The organism is Salinicola endophyticus (assembly GCF_040536835.1).
Lineage (GTDB): Bacteria > Pseudomonadota > Gammaproteobacteria > Pseudomonadales > Halomonadaceae > Salinicola > Salinicola endophyticus_A.
This window is the reverse complement of record NZ_CP159578.1, coordinates 3,067,172-3,084,627: the sequence shown is the minus strand read 5'-3', so window position 1 is coordinate 3,084,627 and position 17,456 is coordinate 3,067,172. Positions and strand designations below refer to the sequence as shown.

General features: G+C 65.1%; 20 protein-coding genes. 8 read left to right on the top strand and 12 right to left on the bottom strand.

Going from position 1 to position 17,456, the window contains the following annotated elements:
• The first annotated feature begins 273 nt into the window (after positions 1–273).
• From ABV408_RS14000 to ABV408_RS13985, 4 genes are all read left to right on the top strand, one after another.
• Positions 274–897, top strand: coding sequence for a LysE family translocator (locus tag ABV408_RS14000; protein ID WP_353979527.1), 624 nt, complete (start codon positions 274–276; stop codon positions 895–897).
• A gap of 66 nt (positions 898–963) precedes the next feature.
• Complete coding sequence (locus ABV408_RS13995) at positions 964–1,431, top strand: ASCH domain-containing protein (RefSeq protein ID WP_353979526.1); 468 nt, start codon at positions 964–966, stop codon at positions 1,429–1,431.
• An 81-nt stretch (positions 1,432–1,512) separates the two neighbouring features.
• On the top strand, positions 1,513–3,303 hold the full coding sequence (locus tag ABV408_RS13990; RefSeq protein ID WP_353979525.1) for a DUF748 domain-containing protein: 1,791 nt from the start codon (positions 1,513–1,515) through the stop codon (positions 3,301–3,303).
• A 28-nt stretch (positions 3,304–3,331) separates the two neighbouring features.
• On the top strand, positions 3,332–3,676 hold the full coding sequence (locus ABV408_RS13985) for an aldehyde-activating protein (protein ID WP_353979524.1): 345 nt from the start codon (positions 3,332–3,334) through the stop codon (positions 3,674–3,676).
• A 77-nt stretch (positions 3,677–3,753) separates the two neighbouring features.
• Here ABV408_RS13985 and ABV408_RS13980 read toward each other — a convergent pair whose 3' ends face one another.
• Positions 3,754–4,017: a type B 50S ribosomal protein L31 gene (locus ABV408_RS13980; RefSeq protein ID WP_353979523.1), complete on the bottom strand. Its 264-nt coding sequence runs from the start codon at positions 4,015–4,017 to the stop codon at positions 3,754–3,756.
• 256 nt (positions 4,018–4,273) lie between these two features.
• On the opposite strand from ABV408_RS13980, the gene ABV408_RS13975 reads away from it, so the two are divergent.
• Complete coding sequence (locus ABV408_RS13975; protein ID WP_353979522.1) at positions 4,274–4,573, top strand: hypothetical protein; 300 nt, start codon at positions 4,274–4,276, stop codon at positions 4,571–4,573.
• A 117-nt stretch (positions 4,574–4,690) separates the two neighbouring features.
• A complete protein-coding gene (locus tag ABV408_RS13970; protein WP_353979521.1) occupies positions 4,691–5,086 on the top strand; it encodes an STN domain-containing protein in 396 nt (131 codons plus the stop codon).
• 118 nt (positions 5,087–5,204) lie between these two features.
• Here ABV408_RS13970 and ABV408_RS13965 read toward each other — a convergent pair whose 3' ends face one another.
• Positions 5,205–5,483 carry a hypothetical protein gene (locus ABV408_RS13965; protein ID WP_106419704.1) on the bottom strand — a complete coding sequence of 93 codons (279 nt, stop codon included), beginning with the start codon at positions 5,481–5,483 and terminating at the stop codon, positions 5,205–5,207.
• Positions 5,484–5,645: 162 nt separating this feature from the next.
• Here ABV408_RS13965 and ABV408_RS13960 point away from each other — a divergent pair, with 162 nt between their 5' ends.
• A complete protein-coding gene (locus tag ABV408_RS13960) occupies positions 5,646–5,840 on the top strand; it encodes a hypothetical protein (RefSeq protein WP_353979520.1) in 195 nt (64 codons plus the stop codon).
• Positions 5,841–5,966: 126 nt separating this feature from the next.
• On the top strand, positions 5,967–7,514 hold the full coding sequence (locus ABV408_RS13955; protein ID WP_353979519.1) for a BCCT family transporter: 1,548 nt from the start codon (positions 5,967–5,969) through the stop codon (positions 7,512–7,514).
• A gap of 143 nt (positions 7,515–7,657) precedes the next feature.
• On the opposite strand, the gene ABV408_RS13950 is transcribed toward ABV408_RS13955, so the two are convergent.
• The 10 genes from ABV408_RS13950 to ABV408_RS13905 all read right to left on the bottom strand — a co-directional run bounded on the left by ABV408_RS13950 (position 7,658) and on the right by ABV408_RS13905 (position 17,393).
• The gene (locus tag ABV408_RS13950) at positions 7,658–8,152 is read right to left on the bottom strand and encodes an Hsp20 family protein (RefSeq protein WP_353979518.1); all 495 of its coding nucleotides are present in this window, start codon (positions 8,150–8,152) and stop codon (positions 7,658–7,660) included.
• Between the two features lie 491 nt (positions 8,153–8,643).
• Complete coding sequence (locus tag ABV408_RS13945) at positions 8,644–9,858, bottom strand: TraB/GumN family protein (protein ID WP_353979517.1); 1,215 nt, start codon at positions 9,856–9,858, stop codon at positions 8,644–8,646.
• A gap of 269 nt (positions 9,859–10,127) precedes the next feature.
• Positions 10,128–11,390, bottom strand: a complete 1,263-nt coding sequence (sstT, locus tag ABV408_RS13940) for a serine/threonine transporter SstT (protein WP_353979516.1) — start codon at positions 11,388–11,390, stop codon at positions 10,128–10,130.
• Positions 11,391–11,563: 173 nt separating this feature from the next.
• Positions 11,564–13,012, bottom strand: coding sequence for a TrkH family potassium uptake protein (locus ABV408_RS13935; RefSeq protein ID WP_353982242.1), 1,449 nt, complete (start codon positions 13,010–13,012; stop codon positions 11,564–11,566).
• A 130-nt stretch (positions 13,013–13,142) separates the two neighbouring features.
• Positions 13,143–14,516, bottom strand: coding sequence for a Trk system potassium transporter TrkA (gene trkA / locus ABV408_RS13930; RefSeq protein ID WP_035473960.1), 1,374 nt, complete (start codon positions 14,514–14,516; stop codon positions 13,143–13,145).
• Positions 14,517–14,738: 222 nt separating this feature from the next.
• Complete coding sequence (locus ABV408_RS13925; RefSeq protein ID WP_035473958.1) at positions 14,739–14,945, bottom strand: dodecin; 207 nt, start codon at positions 14,943–14,945, stop codon at positions 14,739–14,741.
• Between the two features lie 47 nt (positions 14,946–14,992).
• The gene (locus ABV408_RS13920; protein ID WP_353979515.1) at positions 14,993–15,736 is read right to left on the bottom strand and encodes a nicotinamidase; all 744 of its coding nucleotides are present in this window, start codon (positions 15,734–15,736) and stop codon (positions 14,993–14,995) included.
• A 351-nt stretch (positions 15,737–16,087) separates the two neighbouring features.
• Complete coding sequence (locus ABV408_RS13915) at positions 16,088–16,696, bottom strand: ATP-dependent Clp protease proteolytic subunit (RefSeq protein ID WP_353979514.1); 609 nt, start codon at positions 16,694–16,696, stop codon at positions 16,088–16,090.
• Between the two features lie 24 nt (positions 16,697–16,720).
• Positions 16,721–17,083, bottom strand: coding sequence for an SRPBCC domain-containing protein (locus tag ABV408_RS13910; protein ID WP_353979513.1), 363 nt, complete (start codon positions 17,081–17,083; stop codon positions 16,721–16,723).
• Positions 17,076–17,393: a metalloregulator ArsR/SmtB family transcription factor gene (locus tag ABV408_RS13905; RefSeq protein ID WP_353979512.1), complete on the bottom strand. Its 318-nt coding sequence runs from the start codon at positions 17,391–17,393 to the stop codon at positions 17,076–17,078. The genes ABV408_RS13910 and ABV408_RS13905 overlap by 8 nt, the downstream gene beginning before the upstream one ends.
• Positions 17,394–17,456: the final 63 nt, after the last annotated feature.

Here is a 17,456-nt window from a genome sequence, read left to right as displayed (position 1 = left end):
TCTTCCTTGAATGGGCGGCTGGGCATCGTTGATGCGAGCCGTGTAGCGGGCACGGTTCGAGCTTACCGCAGCGCCAGTGGGGCTGTCGCATTGGTCTGGTGGTTTATCGTCGCGAGAAAGCTGAAACCAACATAGGCGTTGCGGTGGTGTCGGGCAGTATTGAATTCGCTTCAAAAGCGATAGCTTGGGCCAAATCAGCCGCTATCACTACTTGTCCCAGTAGGCCGCTTCGACACCCAGCGGCTCGACCCCATACGCCTAGGGCAGTTTCCCATGAATCTCTCCCAACTCTGGCTCTTTCTCCCGGCCTGCTTCGCGCTGAATATGGCCTTTGGTCCCAACAATCTGCTGGCAACGACCAATGCTGCACGGGTCGGGCCTTTTAGGGCGGTGCTGGCTTCGCTGGGGCGGATCGCGGCGTTCATTCCGATGATCGCCGTGGCCGGGGTCGGGTTGGGGACGCTGCTGACGACTTCGATGTGGTTCTTCCTGGTCGTCAAATGGACCGGTGCTGCCTATCTGGCCTGGCTGGGGATCAAGCTGCTGTTGAGCCGGCCGCAAGCGGTCGAAGTTGCGGGCGAGGCACCGCAGTCGCTCTGGCGGCTCATGCGCCAGGAGTTTCTGGTCGCGGCCGGCAACCCCAAGGCGATTCTGATCTTCACCGCCTTTCTGCCGCAGTTCGTGGTGGCAGAGCACTACGCGGCGAGCTTCACTCTGCTGGGCGCGCTCTTCTTGCTGATGGAGCTGGTCGCCGTGGCGGCCTATGCCATCCTGGGCAGCCGTATTGGTCGTTATCTGCGCGGTGGGCGCACCTTGCAGTGGTTCAACCGTGTCAGCGGCGCTTTGATGCTGGCGTTCAGCGTGGGCATCTTGGCGATGAAGCGGCCGGTGGCATAGCGGGTTGCGAATGGCGTTGGCTCGGCCAACGGCATGGCAGCAAGGCAATACGATGAGACTTTGGATATGACACCGCAGCAGCAGGCGTTCGTTGAGCGTTTTCTGGCCACGCTGGAGGAACCGGAGCGGCACCGGGCATCGGCGATTCAGGTCGATTTTTTCTGTGACAACCAGACCGATACCGATGAATGCGCACGTCTGGTCGATCGGGGCATCAAGCGTGCGAGCTGCGATTTACTGGCGGCGTACGAGATCGAGGGGCGCGATAGACCGGCGCCCGGTGCCTTTACGCTGGTGGTAGATTGGGCCCAGAACCCGGTGTGCGTGATCGTGACGACGCAGGTGGAGATTGCCGCTTTCGATCAGGTCTCCGCCGAGTTCGCTTATCGGGAGGGCGAGGGTGATCGCTCGCTAGCGCAGTGGCGGGAGACCCACCGCCGTTATTTCGAGCGCGCGGCGCGCCAGCTCGGTATCTCCTTCAGCCCGCAGGATCTGCTGCTGTTGGAGCAGTTCGAGAAAGTCTATCCGCGCTGATATTCCCGCCGGCACGCCCGCTGTGGGTTGCTACGCTCAATAGGCAATCGAGCTGTATCACCGACGCAAGGGAGTGTATCCATGGCTAGCGCGACCCGCCGCCGCTGGATCGGCGTTTTCACCGTGGCGCTGGCGCTACTGTTTCTGGCCATCGTGGCCGGCCCCTGGGCGTTGACGAAGTGGGCGGAGAGCCACTTTTCCCGCTCGCTGGGAGAGCCGGTCGCGCTGGCGCGTCTCTCCTTCAACCCCTTCACCGCCACGGCGTCGTTCTCGTCACTGGAGATCGGCAGCGGCAAGACGCCGATGCTCACCGCGGCGTCGGGCCGGGTGGCGTTCGCCTGGGATAGCCTATGGCAGCCGGGTATCCATATCGATTCGGTCACCCTGAGCTCGCCGCATCTGAATCTGGTCTCGCCGCCTTCCGGGCCGCTCAACGTGACCACACTCGGGCAGGGCTCGTCCGCATCGAACGATGCGGGTCAGCCGATGCCGCTGACCATCGACCGGATCCGCGCCGAGCACGGGCGTATCGCCTGGGTCGATCAGGCGGCTGCCGGGCAGCCCAGGATTCAGGCGGACGAGGTCGATCTGACGCTCAAGGGTTTTCAGCGCCCGGATGGTGGCCCGATGCAGGGGCAGGCCACGGCGAGCCTGGGCGGTGGCCAGCTCGATCTCGAGGGGCAGTTCGGGGTGCTGCCGCTGAGTGGCGATCTGGCGCTGAAGGCGCAGCAGGTCAACGCTGCGGCGCTCGACCCCTGGTTGACCCGGGCGCTGCCGGCGCGGGTGGTGGGCGGTCAGCTCTCGCTCGATGGCAGGCTGCGCCTCGGCCAGGCGAGTCGCGCCGCTGTGGCCTATCAGGGCGGGGTGACGCTGAATGGCGTCGATACCCAGGGCGCCCAGGGCCAGCCGCTGTTCTCGGTGCAGCGGGGCGTGGCCGAGCAGATCGATTTCGCCAGCGGTGACCATCTCGTTGTCGGTTCGCTTTCGCTTACCGCGCCCAAGTTGAACGCGCTGGTGGATGATCAAGGTCGCTTCAATCTCCTCGCGCAGTTCGGCGGCAGCCAGCAGGCCCAGTCGGGGCAGACCCAGAATGAGAGCAGTGAGTCTCAGAGCAGCCAGGGCCAGACCGGCCAGAATCCAAGCAATGGGCGCCAGAACAGCCAGGCACAGGGCGGTAAGAACCCAAGCAATGAGCATCATAGCCAGGGCAGCGGAGATGACAGTCAATCCGGCGGTATGGCCCTGGCGCTGGAGAAGCTGCGTGTCGAGCAGGGCGAGATGACGTTCGAGGATCGCCGCATGTCGCCGGTGGTGTCGCTGGATATCGGTCAGTTGCAGGGTCAGTTGACGCGCTTCGATACGCGTACCGCCAAGCCCGCCCAGTACCATGTCGAGGGCCGGGTGAGTGACGGCACGCCGGTGATGATCGAAGGCGAGGTGAGCTTCGGCGATAGCCTGGGTGCGCGCATGCACCTGACCACCCAGCGGCTGGCGCTGTCCCAGTTCGCGCCCTATATCCGGCGCTTCGCGGGCTATCGTATCGAGCACGGCAGCGCCGATCTCGACCTTCACTACCGCCTGCAGGACGGCGCGCTGACCGCACGCAACCATATCATTCTCAAGCAGCTCGACCTGGGCCGCGAGGTCGACCCGGACGCCAGCTCGCTGCCGCTGAAGAATCTGGTGGCGCTGCTGCAGGCGGAGAGCGGGGTGATCAATCTGAACATCCCTATCGATACCACCGTCAGCGGCAGCAACGTGGATATGAGCGTGGTGATCTGGCAGGCGATCTCGGAGTCGCTGGAGAATCTCATCACCTCGCCGATCGACTCGCTCCAGGCGCTGATCGGCTCGCCCAAGGAGGGCACATGACGCTTAGGCATCGCCAGGGAGGCGCGCGGTGGAACGCCTGACGCTGCGCTGCGACTGCGGCAATCTCGAGGTCACTGCGCCGTTACCCGAGCAGGTGACCGCCTGCAACTGTGGCATCTGTCGGCGCTACGCTGCGCTCTGGGCCTACTATGCGTTTGGCGAGGTCACCCTTCGGGTCGGCGAGGCCGGGGTGGCCCTGTGGCAGCGCGGTGATCGCGAGATCGAGTTCGTGCGCTGCGCCAGGTGCGGCTGTGTGAGCCATTACCGCACGCTACCCGTCGATCCAGAACCGCTGATCGCGCTCAATACGCGGCTGGCGGAGCCGGCGCTGGGGAATATTCCGGTGCGTCAGGCGGACAACGCCTGGCGCTGAATGGAGAAATCCGGCACGCAGGCTGTGGGTGTCTGGCAGGTATCGAAAAAAGCCCGGCGCGCTGGCCGGGCCGGGGATCACTTGCGGCGCGCGGCGGCGATGCTGCCGAAGCGGCGCTGGAACTGGGCGGCGCGGCCTTCGCTGCCGACCTCACGCTGCTTGCCGGTATAGAAGGGGTGCGAGGCGGAAGAGATATCCAGGCGTACCACCGGGTAGGTGTTGCCGTCTTCCCACTCCATGGTCTCGTCCGAGCTCATGGTCGAGCCGATCTTGAAGTACTTGTCGACGCTGGTGTCGTGGAAGATCACGGTGCGGTATTGGGGATGGATGCCGTCTTTCATGCTGTCTCTCCTGGGCCTTGGATGGCTGAATCTAGGGTTTGATATTGTTATGTTATCACATATCTACATGAGGTAGGCAATGTTGCCGCTGGTTTCCCGCCAGGGACGCAATGCCTAACCGTGAGCGGGAGACCCCGCTGTCTGCTCTGCGACCTGCCGCTAGCTGGTTGAGTCATCTGCCTACGTTCAGCGGCGCCGATCCGGTATCATCGGCGCACTTTCCGGCGGACTTCTCTTTCTCTGACAGGCAGCGGACATGCATAACGTATACGTACCCGTGGTGGGGATCCTCCTCGTGTTTGGTGCCATCTTCGGTTATCAGGCCTTCAGCGATAGCCAGGTCGATGACAACGTGGCACAGCTGATCGCCACGCAGCGCGGGGTGGAGAAGGTCGAGCTGAAGGATCTCGAATCGGTGCAGAAGGGCTACGGCCTGTGCGGTGAGTATCGGGTGGCGGGGGAGACTTCTTACGCGCCTTTCTACTATAGCCAGGTCAATGAGCAGGTGACGCTCGATACCCAGGCCAAGGTTTTCCAGCAGTACTGCGCCCGTTGAGCCCAAGAGCGACACGCCCCACCTTACGGCGGTAGACGGCGCGACCAGCGGGGCTGTCGGCTTGTTTATCGAGAAGCAGGTCTAGCGAGAGACGGGAACCGAGAAACGGAGGTCACCATGGTCACACGTTTTGCACTAGGCGCACTCGGTGGGGTGACTTTGGCACTGCTCTGCGGCTGTGCCCCGGCACCGGCGGCGTCGAACCCAGATGCGCCGGCCGCCCACTCGGCGGGTAGCTCTGCGGCCGTGCCCAAGGCGCCGGCGGCCACGTCGAAAGGCGCCTGCGACAAGCCGGCGGCGCACCCCATTCCGGCTCAGCGCTTCGACGAGACCGCGCAGCAGTTGGCCCACGCCACGGGCTGTTTCATCGAGACCGACCTGTCGCGAACCGAGGCGGTGCCGGTCAACGCGGTCACCGGGGCGATGAGCATTCGCCAGGCGCTGGAGACCGCACTCGCGGGTACGCCGCTCGAGATCGTCGCGCAGACGCCGGACCGCATCACGGTGCGCTGAGTTAACACCCGACGCGCAGAAACCCCGGCCGCCGTGGGTAGCGGCCGGGTCGTTGATCTCCAGCGCCTGCCGGGATGGCGCGGACCACTCATTGAGGTGCGGTTACCGGCGGCACGAATCAAATCTGTTGAAAGCGCTCGATACGGTCCCGGATCGCGACTTCGGGGCCGACCAGCTCGTTGAGATCGCTCTCGGTGAGGCCGATATGGGTGTGGCCCCGGGCGATGGAGACATAGGTTTCGCCTTCGCGGATCGCCTCCTCGACCATCAGCGACAGCTCCTTGCGGTCATTCAGCGACGCGGGGTCGAAGGGTTGCCGGGCGCGCTGGTGCTGCAGGCTCTGCTCCTTGCGGCAGCGGGTCAGCAGGCTTTCGGTGATGAACGGTGTACTCTTCACGGGATCGATCCCCCTCGGTCAGGTCCATCTTGAGCCTAGAACCGAGAGAGAACTCCTCTCCATTAGCTTTTGGGCGAATAGAGATAGCCGCCCGCTGCGGTCTGCTGCCTGGTCTACCCTGTGAATCTACGGAACGCCTGATTGCCGGAGTGGGAGCCAGCCATGCCTTATCGCCTCGATCTATCCCAACCGCTGGAAGACGAAACCCGCCGAATCGCCCTCGAGCAGATTGCCCGGGCGCGGCGTCGTCTGAGCCTGCAGCTTAGCGCCATGCCGCTCGGCATGCGGCTGGCGGCGGAGTCGCCCAAGGCTCTGGGCAAGCGTTTCGAGCACTACCGCTGGGCGCTGCCAGGCTGAGCACGCGCCGGATAGACGGATGCGCGCAACCCGGCGGGCGGCAAGCGCCGATGTGCTCGGCGCTTGCCGTCTGCGGCGCGGGTCGGTAGGGTGGCGCGCTTCATGCCTAACGAACGCTCCCCTCATATGACTTCCGATCCCAACGCGCCATCATCCACAGGTGGCCGTTTTGGCGACCCCGTCGTACTCATACTCACCATAGGTTTCATCGTGCTGTTCGTCGCTGCCTCGGCGATCGCACCCGACACCGTGGCCCATCTGATCGACATCGGCTTTACCCAGTCCGCGCGTCTGTTCGGCAGTACCTTCCAACTGCTGATGCTGCTGACCTTCTTCATCGCCATCGGCGTGGCGCTGTCCCCGGCCGGCCGCGCGCGCATCGGCGGGCTCGACAAGCCGGACATGAGCACCTTCCGCTGGGTCTCGATCATCCTGTGTACGCTGCTGGCGGGGGGCGGGGTGTTCTTCGCCGCCGGCGAGCCGATCTACCACTTCGTGGTCACCCCGCCGGCGTTCGACTCCCAGGCGGGCACGCCGGCGGCGGTACCCAATGCCCTGGCCCAGGCCTTCTTCCACTGGGGCTTCACCGGCTGGGCCATTCTCGGCACGCTGCCGGTGTGCATCCTCTCGCATCAGCACTACCAGCGCGGCCTGCCGCTGCAGCCGCGCACGCTGCTGGCGCCTGTGATCGGCGACAAGCGGATGAAAGGTATCCTCGGTGGTGTCATCGATGCCATCTGCGCCATCGCGGTGACCGCCGGTACGGTGGGGCCGCTCGGCTTCCTGGCGACCCAGGTCAGCTTCGGGCTCCACGATCTGTTCGGCTTTCCCCGCGGCTACGAGGTGCAGCTGATGATCCTCGTCGGCCTGGGGGCGATCTACGTCACCTCGGCGGTGACCGGGATCGACCGCGGAATCCAGTTTCTCAGCCGCTTCAACGTGATCTGGGCGATGATCCTGGGGGGCGTGATCCTGGTGCTGGGGCCGACCCTGTTCCTGGTCAATAGCTGGTTCCAGGGCTTCGGTAGCTACCTGAGCCACTTCTTCGAGCTGTCGACCCTGACCACGGTGACCGCGCCGCTGGGCTGGCTGAAGTGGTGGACGGTGTTCTTCTTCGCCTGGTTCGTCGGCTTCGCGCCGCCGATGGCGATCTTCGTCACGCGGATCTCCCGCGGGCGCACCATCCGCGAGATGATCATCGCCACTGCGGTGCTGGCGCCGATCGTGACCACGGTGTGGTTCACCCTGCTCGGCGGTTCCGGCATCTTCTACCAGCTCCATGGCGTGATCGATCTGGCCGAGCCGCTCAAGAACTTCCAGTTCGACGTGGCCACGCTGACGGTGGCGCAGGCGCTGCCCGGTGGTACCTGGATGGCGCTGGCGGTGCTGGTGCTGACCACCATCTTCGTTGCCACCACCGGTGACTCGATGAGCTACGCGGTCTCCGTGGTGTGTGCTGGCCACGATGACCCGGGTATGGCGCTGCGCGCCTTCTGGGGTGTCACCTTTGCGCTGATGGCGGCGATCCTGCTCTACATGGGTTCGGGTCAGGTCAGCGTGCTGCAGCAGTTCCTGGTGATCCCGGCGGTGCCGGTGGCCTTCCTGCTGATTCCCACCCTGTGGCACGGGCCGCGGGCGGCATATGCCATGGCCAGGGAGCAGGGCGTGCTCTGAGGTCCAACGTCAGAGGCTCAGACGAAAGAAGGCCCGGCGGTTTACCCCGCCGGGCCTTCTGCTATCCGTCGTGCCGGCAACGTGGGCTGCCTGGCCGGCGGATATTGGCGGTCGTCGCGGCCGTCAGCGCGCCTGGTTCACGCTCAGGCGTGGGCGGTCTCTACCGTTTCGCCCTGAGTCGCGTCGCTCTGGCTGGTGTCGCTCAGGCGCTGCTGCGTACCGTTGATCGGAATCTGGCGCGGGCGCTGCTCTTCGGGCACCACGCGCAGCAGATCGACGATCAGCAGGCCGTTTTCCAGCCGTGCGCCCTGAACCTCGATGTTTTCGTCGAGGCGGAACGAGAGCTTGAACGCGCGCTGGGCGATGCCCTGGTGCAGGTACTGCACTCGCTCCTGGTCGTCGCGCCCGTTCTTGCCGGCGCTGATGGTCAGCACGCGCTTCTCGACGTTGACATCGAGCTCGCCCTCGCCGAAGCCGGCGACCGCGACGGCGATGCGGTAGTCGTTCTCGCCATACTTCTCGACGTTGTAGGGCGGATAGCTGGGCACGTCGTTCTGCATCGCGGTCTCGAACAGATCGTTGAGACGGTCGAAACCGATGGAACGGCGGAACAGCGGAGAAAGAGACATCGTATTCATGGTGCAACCTCCTGAATGACAGCGAAGTCTTGGGGTGCCCGAGCCCATCCCGGGCCACCGGTCGCGGACCCGCTGGGCGGCGCCCGCTGTCGAGGGGATGACGCATGCAAGATGCCGTCGGCTGACTGCTCCTCTCTCGACATTATGTTAAATATGGGCGCCCAGGCGGCTTTCAAGAGGGGAGGTGAATCATGCAGCGATTTTTTTCATTCCCGGCCCTCGGCCCCGCTATCAGCGGCCTAGGCGGCACCCGGAGCAGACAATGGTGGCTGTTGGAGGGCTTTCAAGAGGGATGATGCAAGAGGAGAGGAGTGCGCGAGAGCGGTTATGGGCCCAGGCTCGCATCAGGCATATGACGACAGCCGAACGGCTTCGCTTGGACACGTACGCTCGGCTCGCACATGGCGAGCCGAGAGCTCTGAATTAGCCAAGGGCGGCTAGCCGAGGGCTCTTAATCAGCTGAGGGCTCTTAATCAGCTGAGGGCTCTGGGCTAGCCGAATAGCTGCCCGGCGATACGCAGGCCGGCGACCCAGGTGGCGATCGCCGAGCCGAGGCTCGAGAGCAGGAATACCAGCAGGGTGCGTGCGACCCGGTTGCGCCACCAGCCGCGCCAGTGGCTGACGTCGCTGCGCAGGCGCGAGAAGTCACCCACCGTCGGGCGGCGGAAGTAGAGCTCGACCCCGGCGGTGACGAAGCCGACCCCGATGGTGGGGTTGAGCGAGGTGAGCGGGGCGCCGAGGAAGGCCGCGGCGATGGTCAGCGGATGGCCCAGGGCGATCAGCGCCCCCAGCGCCGAGAAGCTGCCGTTGATCAGCACCCACTCGGCGACCAGCGACCAGCCGAAGGCGGTGTCGCGGCTGAAGCCGATGGCGAAGCCGGTGAGCACCAGCGCCACGATGACCCAGGGCAGTGCCTTCCACCAGCGTGCGCGGGGTGCGGTGGACTCCAGCGTCGCGCGCTCCTCGCGCACTGCCAGCGCGGCCGGCGGCTGGGCATCCAGCGTCCGCAGGTGCTCGCTCATGCCCTTGAGATGCCCCGCGCCGATCACCACCAGCACCCGACGGGCCTGCCCATCGGGCAGCGACTCCACCAGCTTGAGCGCCATGAATCGGTCGCGCTCGGCGATCAGCGGTGCATAGAGCGATTCCGACTGCTCGGCGAACTCGGCGAAGGTGGATTCGAGCACATCACCCTCCTTGAGCTTCTCGATCTCCTCGCTGGAGACCGTCTGCCGCGACAGCACGCTGCCGAGCAGCCCCGAGATCAGCCCGAAGCGCTTGTACCAGGGCACGTTCTGGTAGATGCGCTTGAGGGTGACACCGATCTCGCGATCGATCAGGTAGAGCGGCAGGCCGGCGCGCTGAGCACCCTTGACCGCGGCGCGCATCTCCGCCCCCGGCTCGATGCCGGAGTGGGCCGCCACCCGCTGCTGGAAGGCGCCGAGCGCCAGGCTCGCCGCGACCATGCCCGCCTTGCCCTGTTTGAGCACCTGGAACAGATCGAGCTTGGCCATGGCGTCGGGCTGGGTCAGGCTCTGGTGGCGCGAGGTGCAGAGCTCGATCGCCACGGCGTCGAACTCGCCGGAGTCGATCAGCTCGCGTACTTCGTCGGCGCTGGCCTGGGAGACATGGGCGGTGCCGAGCAGGGTGAGCTCGTGCTCGGCGAGCGCGACGACCTCGCGGGGGCCGGCTGTGGAGTCAGACATCGAGGGGAAATTCCAAAGGCTGGAGAAAAGTCATCGCCCCATATTGCACGTCACGGCGGCGATGCCAAGCCGGCCGGTGAAAAACCGGCCGGCCGGGACGAACGCTCAGGCTTTGCCGGACCCGTTTCCCAATCCTCTGACGATGGGCACCGGGGGCAGGGCAAAGCGAGGGTCCTTTGCCAGGGATGGCAAAGGTAGTGCCCAGGGAGGGGTTCACAGCGCCCTCGCAACGCCCTGCCGCCGGATAAGCCTGGTCGTGCAAGGCGCTTTTAAACCGTCTCGCTCGCGGCGCGGCCGGTTTCCTGCGCGGCGCGTGCCTTGGGCGAACGGCAGGCGGCGGCGGTGAACAGCACGTCGGTGGAGGAGTTGAGCGCGGTCTCGGTGGAGTCCTGCAGCACGCTGATGACGAAGCCGATCGCCACCACCTGCATGGCGACGTCGGCGGAGATGCCGAACAGGCTCGCCGCCATCGGGATCAGCAGCAGCGAGCCGCCGGCGACCCCGGAGACGCCGCAGGCGGCGAGGGCGGAGACGATACACAGCAGCAGCGCGGTGGAGAAGTCGACGCTCAGGCCCAGGGTGTGGGCGGCGGCCAGGGTCATCACGGTGATGGTCACCGCGGCGCCGGACATGTTGATGGTCGCGCCCAGCGGGATCGACACCGAGTAGGTGTCGGCGTGCAGGTCGAGGCGCTTGCACAGCTCCATGTTGACCGGGATGTTGGCGGCGCTGCTGCGGGTGAAGAAGGCGGTGATGGCACTGCCGCGCAGGCAGGTGAAGACCAGCGGATAGGGATTCTGGCGGGTATACAGGAACACGATCAGCGGGTTGGTCACCAGCGCCACGAACAGCATGCAGCCGATGATCAGCCCGAGCAGATGGGCGTAGTCGGCCAGCGCGCTCATGCCGGTGGTGGCGAAGGTGTTGGCGACCAGCCCGAAGATGCCCAGCGGAGCCAGCCGAATCACCCAGCGCACCAGCCCCGAGACGGCGTCGGAGAGATCGGCGAGGCCGCGCCGAGTGGTGTCGTTGGCGCGCCGCAGCAGCAGGCCCAGGCCCACCGCCCAGGCCAGAATGCCGATGAAGTTGGCGTTGGTGAGCGCCGCCACGGGATTGTCCACCGCGCTCAGCAGCAGGTTGCGCAGGATCTCGGCGATCCCCGAGGGCGGGGTACCGTCGGCCTGGGGCGCGTCGATGATCAGCGTGGTCGGGAACAGGAAGCTCGCGCTCACTGCCACCAGCGCTGCCACCAGGGTGCCTATCAGATAGAGCGCCAGCACGCCGCGAATCTGGGTCGGCTGGCCGCGCTCGTGGCTGGCGATGGCGGCCATCACCAGCACGAACACCAGAATCGGCGCGATCGCCTTGAGCGCGCTGATGAATATCTGGCCCAGGAGCTCGAACGATTGCGCCAGTGCCGGCGCCAGTTGGGCGACCAGCAGGCCGAGGAGGATACCGATGACGATCTGGGGAATCAGACCCAGCCGCAGGAACGACGGGGCGGAAGAGCGGCGTTGCGAATTGACTGACATGACTCTCTCGTGATGCGAAAGGTAGGGGGCGGCACTACCGCTGCCTCGTGAGCCTGTTGGCGGCGCCGGAAAGCCGCGCATTCTATCATTGGCGACCCCCGGGCTTCCCCCCTGGCGATAGCGCGCTCGTTATCCTTTAGTGGAAGGCTGCCGCGAACAGCGGGACGCCGCGCTCAGCGGCGCCAGAACGCCGGCGTGAACAACACCAGCACGGTGAAGATCTCCAGGCGTCCGAGCATCATCGCCAGGACCAGAATCCACTTGGCCAGATCGGGAATGTCGCCGTAGTCGGTGGAGACCGCGCCCAGCCCGGGGCCCAGGTTGTTGAGCGCCGAGCCCACCGCCGACCACGCGGTGATCTGGTCGAGCCCGGTGGCCGAGAGTGCCAGCAGCATCAGCACGAACAGCATCAGGTAGACCGAGAAGAAGCCCCATACCGCCTCGGCCACCCCCTCGGAGATGCGCATCTTGCCCACCTTGACCGCGAACACCGCATTGGGGTGGATCAGCCGGTGAATCTCACGGATGCCCTGCTTGAGGATCAGCAGGATACGGATCACCTTCATCCCGCCGCCGGCGGAGCCGGAGCAGGCGCCGACGAAGGCCGCCATGAACAGCATGATCGGCAGTACCCCGGGCCATAGGGTGAAGTCGGCGACGCTGAAGCCGGAGGTGGTGGCCACCGAGACCGCCTCGAACAGCCCGTGGCGCAAGCCGGTGGCATCGTGGTAGGTGCCGGTGGCGAACAGCGTGACCACGGTGATCAGCACCAGCAGGCCGAGGAAGGAGACGAAGAAGCAGAACTCAGGATCGCGGATGTATTGCAGCAGGCGCTTCTCGCGCCATACCGCGAAGTGCAGCCCGAAGCTGATCGACGAGACGATCATGAACAGCACGCAGATCAGTTCGATGGTGGCGCTGTCGAAGTAGGCCATGCTGGCGTCATGGGTGGAGAAGCCGCCCACCGCGATGGTCGAGAAGCTGTGGCCGATGGCATCGAACCAGTCCATCCCGGCGAGCCAGTAGGCCAGCGCGCAGACTACCGTGAGGATCACATAGATGTACCACAGCGCCTTGGCGGTCTCGGTGATCCGCGGGGTTAGCTTGGAGTCCTTCAGCGGCCCGGGGATCTCGGTGCGGTAGAGCTGCATGCCACCGATGCCCAGGGTGGGCAGGATCGCCACCGCCAGGACCACGATCCCCATGCCACCGAGCCACTGCAGCTGCTGGCGGTAGAAGCGGATCGACGCGGGGAGCTGGTCGATGCCGTGGAGCACCGTGGCGCCGGTGGTAGTCAGCCCGGAGAAGGATTCGAACACCGCATCGGTGAAGCTCATCGCCGGTGCCTCGGAGACCATGAACGGCACGGTACCGAACAGCCCCAGCACGCCCCAGAACAGCACCGTGATGATGAAACCATCGCGGGTACGCAGCTCGCGCCGGGCGCGCCGGTTGGGCCAGTAGATCAGGGCGCCAGTGACGACCGAGATCGCCATGCCGATGGCAAAGGCGTGCCAGTTGCCGTCGTGGAAGATCCGCGCGATCACCATCGGCGGCACCATGGTCAGGCTGAACAGCATCAGCAGCAGCCCGACGATGCGCAGGGTCACGAACAGGTTCATGCGCACACGCTCGCGAACGGCCGCTGCGACCGACATGAAGGGGTTGCCAACGCCATCTTAAAGAGCGCCATCTCCACTAACGGCACCAGAACGAACGGCATTGAGATAAACGACATCGGGACGAACAGCATCAGAAAAAGGTGAGCCCGACCTGGAACAGCCGTTCGACGTCGCGGATGCGGCGTTTGTCGATCACGAACAGGATCAGGTGGTCGCCGCTCTCGATCAGCACGTCGTCGTGGGCGATCAACACCTCCTTGCCGCGCACGATGGCACCGATGCTGGTGCCGCTGGGCAGGTCGACCTCGCCGATGGTGCGCCCGACCACCCGGGAAGAGCGCTTGTCGCCATGCGCGATCGCCTCGATCGCCTCGGCGGCACCGCGACGCAGCGAGTGCACGTTGACGATATCGCCGCGGCGCACGTGGGTCAGCAGGCTACCGATGGTGGTCTGCTGCGGCGAGATGGCGATATCGATCTCGCCACCCTGGACCAGATCCACGTAGGCGGCGTTGTTGATCAGCGTCAGCACCTTCTTGGCGCCCAGGCGCTTGGCCAGCATCGACGACATGATATTGACCTCGTCGTCGTTGGTCAGCGCGCAGTAGATATCGCAGTCCTCGATGTTCTCCTCGAGCATCAGCCGCTTGCTGGTGGCGCTGCCGTGCAGCACCACGGTGCGGTCGAGCTTCTCGGAGAGCGTGCCGCAGCGGCTCAGGTCGTGCTCGATGATCTTGACCTGGTGCTTGTGCTCGAGGGTCTCGGCCAGACGCTCGCCGATGTTGCCGCCGCCGGCGATCACCACGCGGCGGAAGTCGCGGTCGACCTTGCGCAGCTCGCCCATCACGGTGCGGATATCCTTGCGCGCGGCGATGAAGAAGACCTCGTCATCGGCCTCGATCACGGTGTCGCCGGAAGGAATGATCGGACGGTCACGGCGGTAGATCGCGGCCACGCGGGTGTCGATATCCGGCATGTGGCGGCGCAGAAAGCCCAGCTCCTGGCCCACCAGCGGCCCGCCGTAGTAGGCCTTGACCGCCACCAGCTGGGCCAGGCCACCGGCGAAGTCGAGCACCTGCAGCGCACCGGGGTACTCGATCAGGCGGCGGATATGGTCGGTGACCACCTGCTCCGGGCTGATCAGCACGTCGACCGGGATGGCGTCGTTGGAGAACAGGCTCTTGCGCGTGAGATAGGCGGTCGAACGCACCCGGCCGATCTTGGTCGGCGTGCGGAACAGCGAGTGCGCGACCTGGCACGCGATCATGTTGATCTCGTCGGAGCTGGTCACCGCGATCAGCATGTCGGCGTCTTCGCCGCCGGCCTGACGCAGGATGTTGGGGTAGGACGCGGTGCCCACGACCGTACGGATATCCAGGCGGTTCTGCAGCTCGCGCAGACGCACTTCACTGATATCCACGACGGTGATGTCGTTCTCTTCGTTGGCCAGATGTTCGGCCAGCGTGCCGCCCACCTGGCCGGCCCCTAGAATGATGATTTTCATGCCAAACCGTCAGGGAAGCACTGAGTAAAAAAGCGCGGGAGAGAGATGCCCGTTCACCGCCTGGGGTCGGGCGCGCCACGATCAGCGCGTAGCATAACGACCCTGGACGGCGAATGACACCACCCCGCACGCGGGCGGTGCGTGATGCCGGGAAGCGCGAGGTGGAGAGAAACCCTAGCGCGGGCCGTGATGCTCGTGCGGCCCGCGCCGGTCGGGCAACGATCAGTCGAGGGAGATACCCACCTTGACCGTCACCTGCCAGTGGGCGATGCGCTCGTTCTCGATATGCCCGCGGGTCTCGGTGACCTCGAACCAACGCATGCCGTGCAGTGACTCGCTGGCCTTGGCGATGGCGTTCTGCACCGCGGCTTCGATGCCGTCGGGGGAAGAACCGGTGATCTCGACCTGCTTGTAGACGTGGTTGCTCATGGTGGGCTGCTCCTTCTGGGAATGAAAATGTTCCAAGGTGATAACCGTCAGGCCTCGATCACCGCGATCTCCAGCGCCGCCAGCCGTTCGAGCACGTCGGCGTCGGTGTCGAAGGTGACGGGGCGGGTCAGTGGCCACAGAAAATGGGTGCGGAAACCGGCGGCCACCGCGTCCTCGGCGGTCCACAGCACGCACACGTCGCGGGCCAGGCCACAGACGTAGATATCGCTCACACCGCGATCGCGCAGCCAGCCGGCCAGCCCGGTGGCGGGGCGGTGGCCGTCGGGGCCGATGTTGTTGCGAAAGGCGCTGTAGGAGTCGGTGCGCGGATCGGTGCCCTTGCGGATGATCACGTCGCACGGCGACCAGTCGATGGCCGGGTGCAGTGCCGCGCCCTCGCTGCGCTGGACACAATGGTCCGGCCACAGGGTCTGGCTGTGGCCGTAGAGTTCGATCGCCTCGAACGGCTGGTGCGGCGGATGGCAAGAGGCGAAGGAGACGTGGCGCGCGGGGTGCCAATCCTGGGTCGCCACCACATGGCCGAAGGCATGCTGTGCCAGCAGCCAGGCAAGGCCGGGGAGAATCGCATCCCCCTCGGCGCAGGCCAGGGCGCCGCCGGGCATGAAGTCGGGCTGCACGTCGACGATCACCAGCGCGCTGTTCTCGGCGATACCGTCGAGGGACGCCAAGGCCGGCTGGGTCTGGGTGTGGGGCGTGAACGCGGTCTCGCTCTGGGGTTCGGGTTCGCTGGCGGCCACCGCACAGGTCGTGTCGGTGGTGGTGGTTGACACACGGGAATCTGACACGCTCTTGGCGGGCACGGGCGGCCTCCCTGATCCGGTATCCACCCTCAGTATCGAAGCGCACCCGCCGGGGCGCAAGTCGGCGGGGGATTTGGCTTTTTAGAGCTCATTTCCCAACCCTCTGACGATGGGCGCCGGGGGCAGGACAAAGCGAGGGTCCTTTGCCAGGGATGGCAAAGGTAGCGCCCAGGGAGGGGTTCACAGCGACCTCGCGACGCCCTGCTCCCGGAAAAGCCTACTTCGTCTACCGTTTGCGAAAGGCGTTCTTAGACTGACTCATCGTCCGGCACGGCATGGCTGCACTGATGATCAGTCCGACATGGCGGCATGTGAGTGCCCTCACGCAGCCAGGTCGCTACGCCGTGTCATGACGCTGTCGATCAATCCCCAGTCGCGAGCCTGCTCGGGGTCCATGAAGTTGTCACGGTCGAGGGCTTTTTCGACGGTTGCCTCGTCCTGACCACAATGATGGGCATACAGCGCAATCAGCCGGCGTTTGGTTTTCTGAATGTTGGCCGCGTGGATAGCGATATCCGATGCCTGACCACGAAAGCCTCCCAGCGGCTGGTGGATCACCACTGAGGCGTTGGCCAGCGCCATTCGTCGGCCTGGCTCACCCCCCATCAGCAGGAATGAGGCCGCCGAACAGGCCATCCCCATGCACAGCGTCGCAACGGGGGCAGTGATGAACTGCATGGTGTCGTAGATGGCGAAGGCACTGGAGACGACCCCGCCTGGAGAGTTGATGTAGAAGGAGATCTCCTTTTCCGGGTTTTCCGATTCCAGAAACAGCAACTGCGCGCAGATCAGTGCCGCAGAGTCATCGTTGACCTCGCCATTGAGGAACACGATGCGCTCCCGCAGCAAGCGTGAATAAATATCGAATGAGCGCTCGCCGCGGGAGGACTGCTCCACCACCATGGGCACGAGTTGCAGGCTAGGATTCATGTCGGCTTCTCCGGTCGAAGAGAGTCAGGCGGCGAGGGCCTGCGGGGATTGGCACTCGTCGTTGGCGGCTCGCTGCATGGCGACGCCCGGGCGGTGGGTGAGGCGTAAGCGTGTTCTACTGGGCGACAGCGGTGTCAGCTCGATCAGCACCGTCGAGTCGGGTTGATCGGTCGCGGGGTCGTGCCAGTCCAGCCAGACGCGTTCCGGTGCCTGTGTCTCGACGATGCGGTAGTCGATCCCGCCTTGACTGGCATCAATACTGCTTGGCGTAAAACCGATCCACCGAGTCAGCAGCGCCGGCGCCGTCACGGCCTTCCAGACTTGCTCGAGCGGATGGTCGAGATCGCATTCGTGCACGATCTCGGTGTGTCGAGACTCTTCATTCATGTTTCATCTCCTCGAGAAGCGTTTGCAGATTGTCGAGACGCTGTGGCCAAAAGCTCTGGTACCGCTGGAGCCAGTCGAGTAGCGGCCGCAGGCCGTCGGGGTCGATGCGGTAGCGCACCTGTCGACCCTGGCGGCTGGACATGATCAGCCCGGCCTGCCTGAGCACGGCGACATGCTGTGACACGGCCGGCTGGGAAATGCCCAGGCCTTGGCGCAGTTCGGTCGCGTTGAGCTCGGCGAGCCTCAGACGGTCGAGCAGTGCCCGGCGGTTGGGGTCGGCGAGTGCGTGAAATATCGTGGCTTCGTTCATTCTTTCGTATAATTCTTGACTTATGTTTTAGCTCGCGCCATTCCTACGACACAGAATCATCTG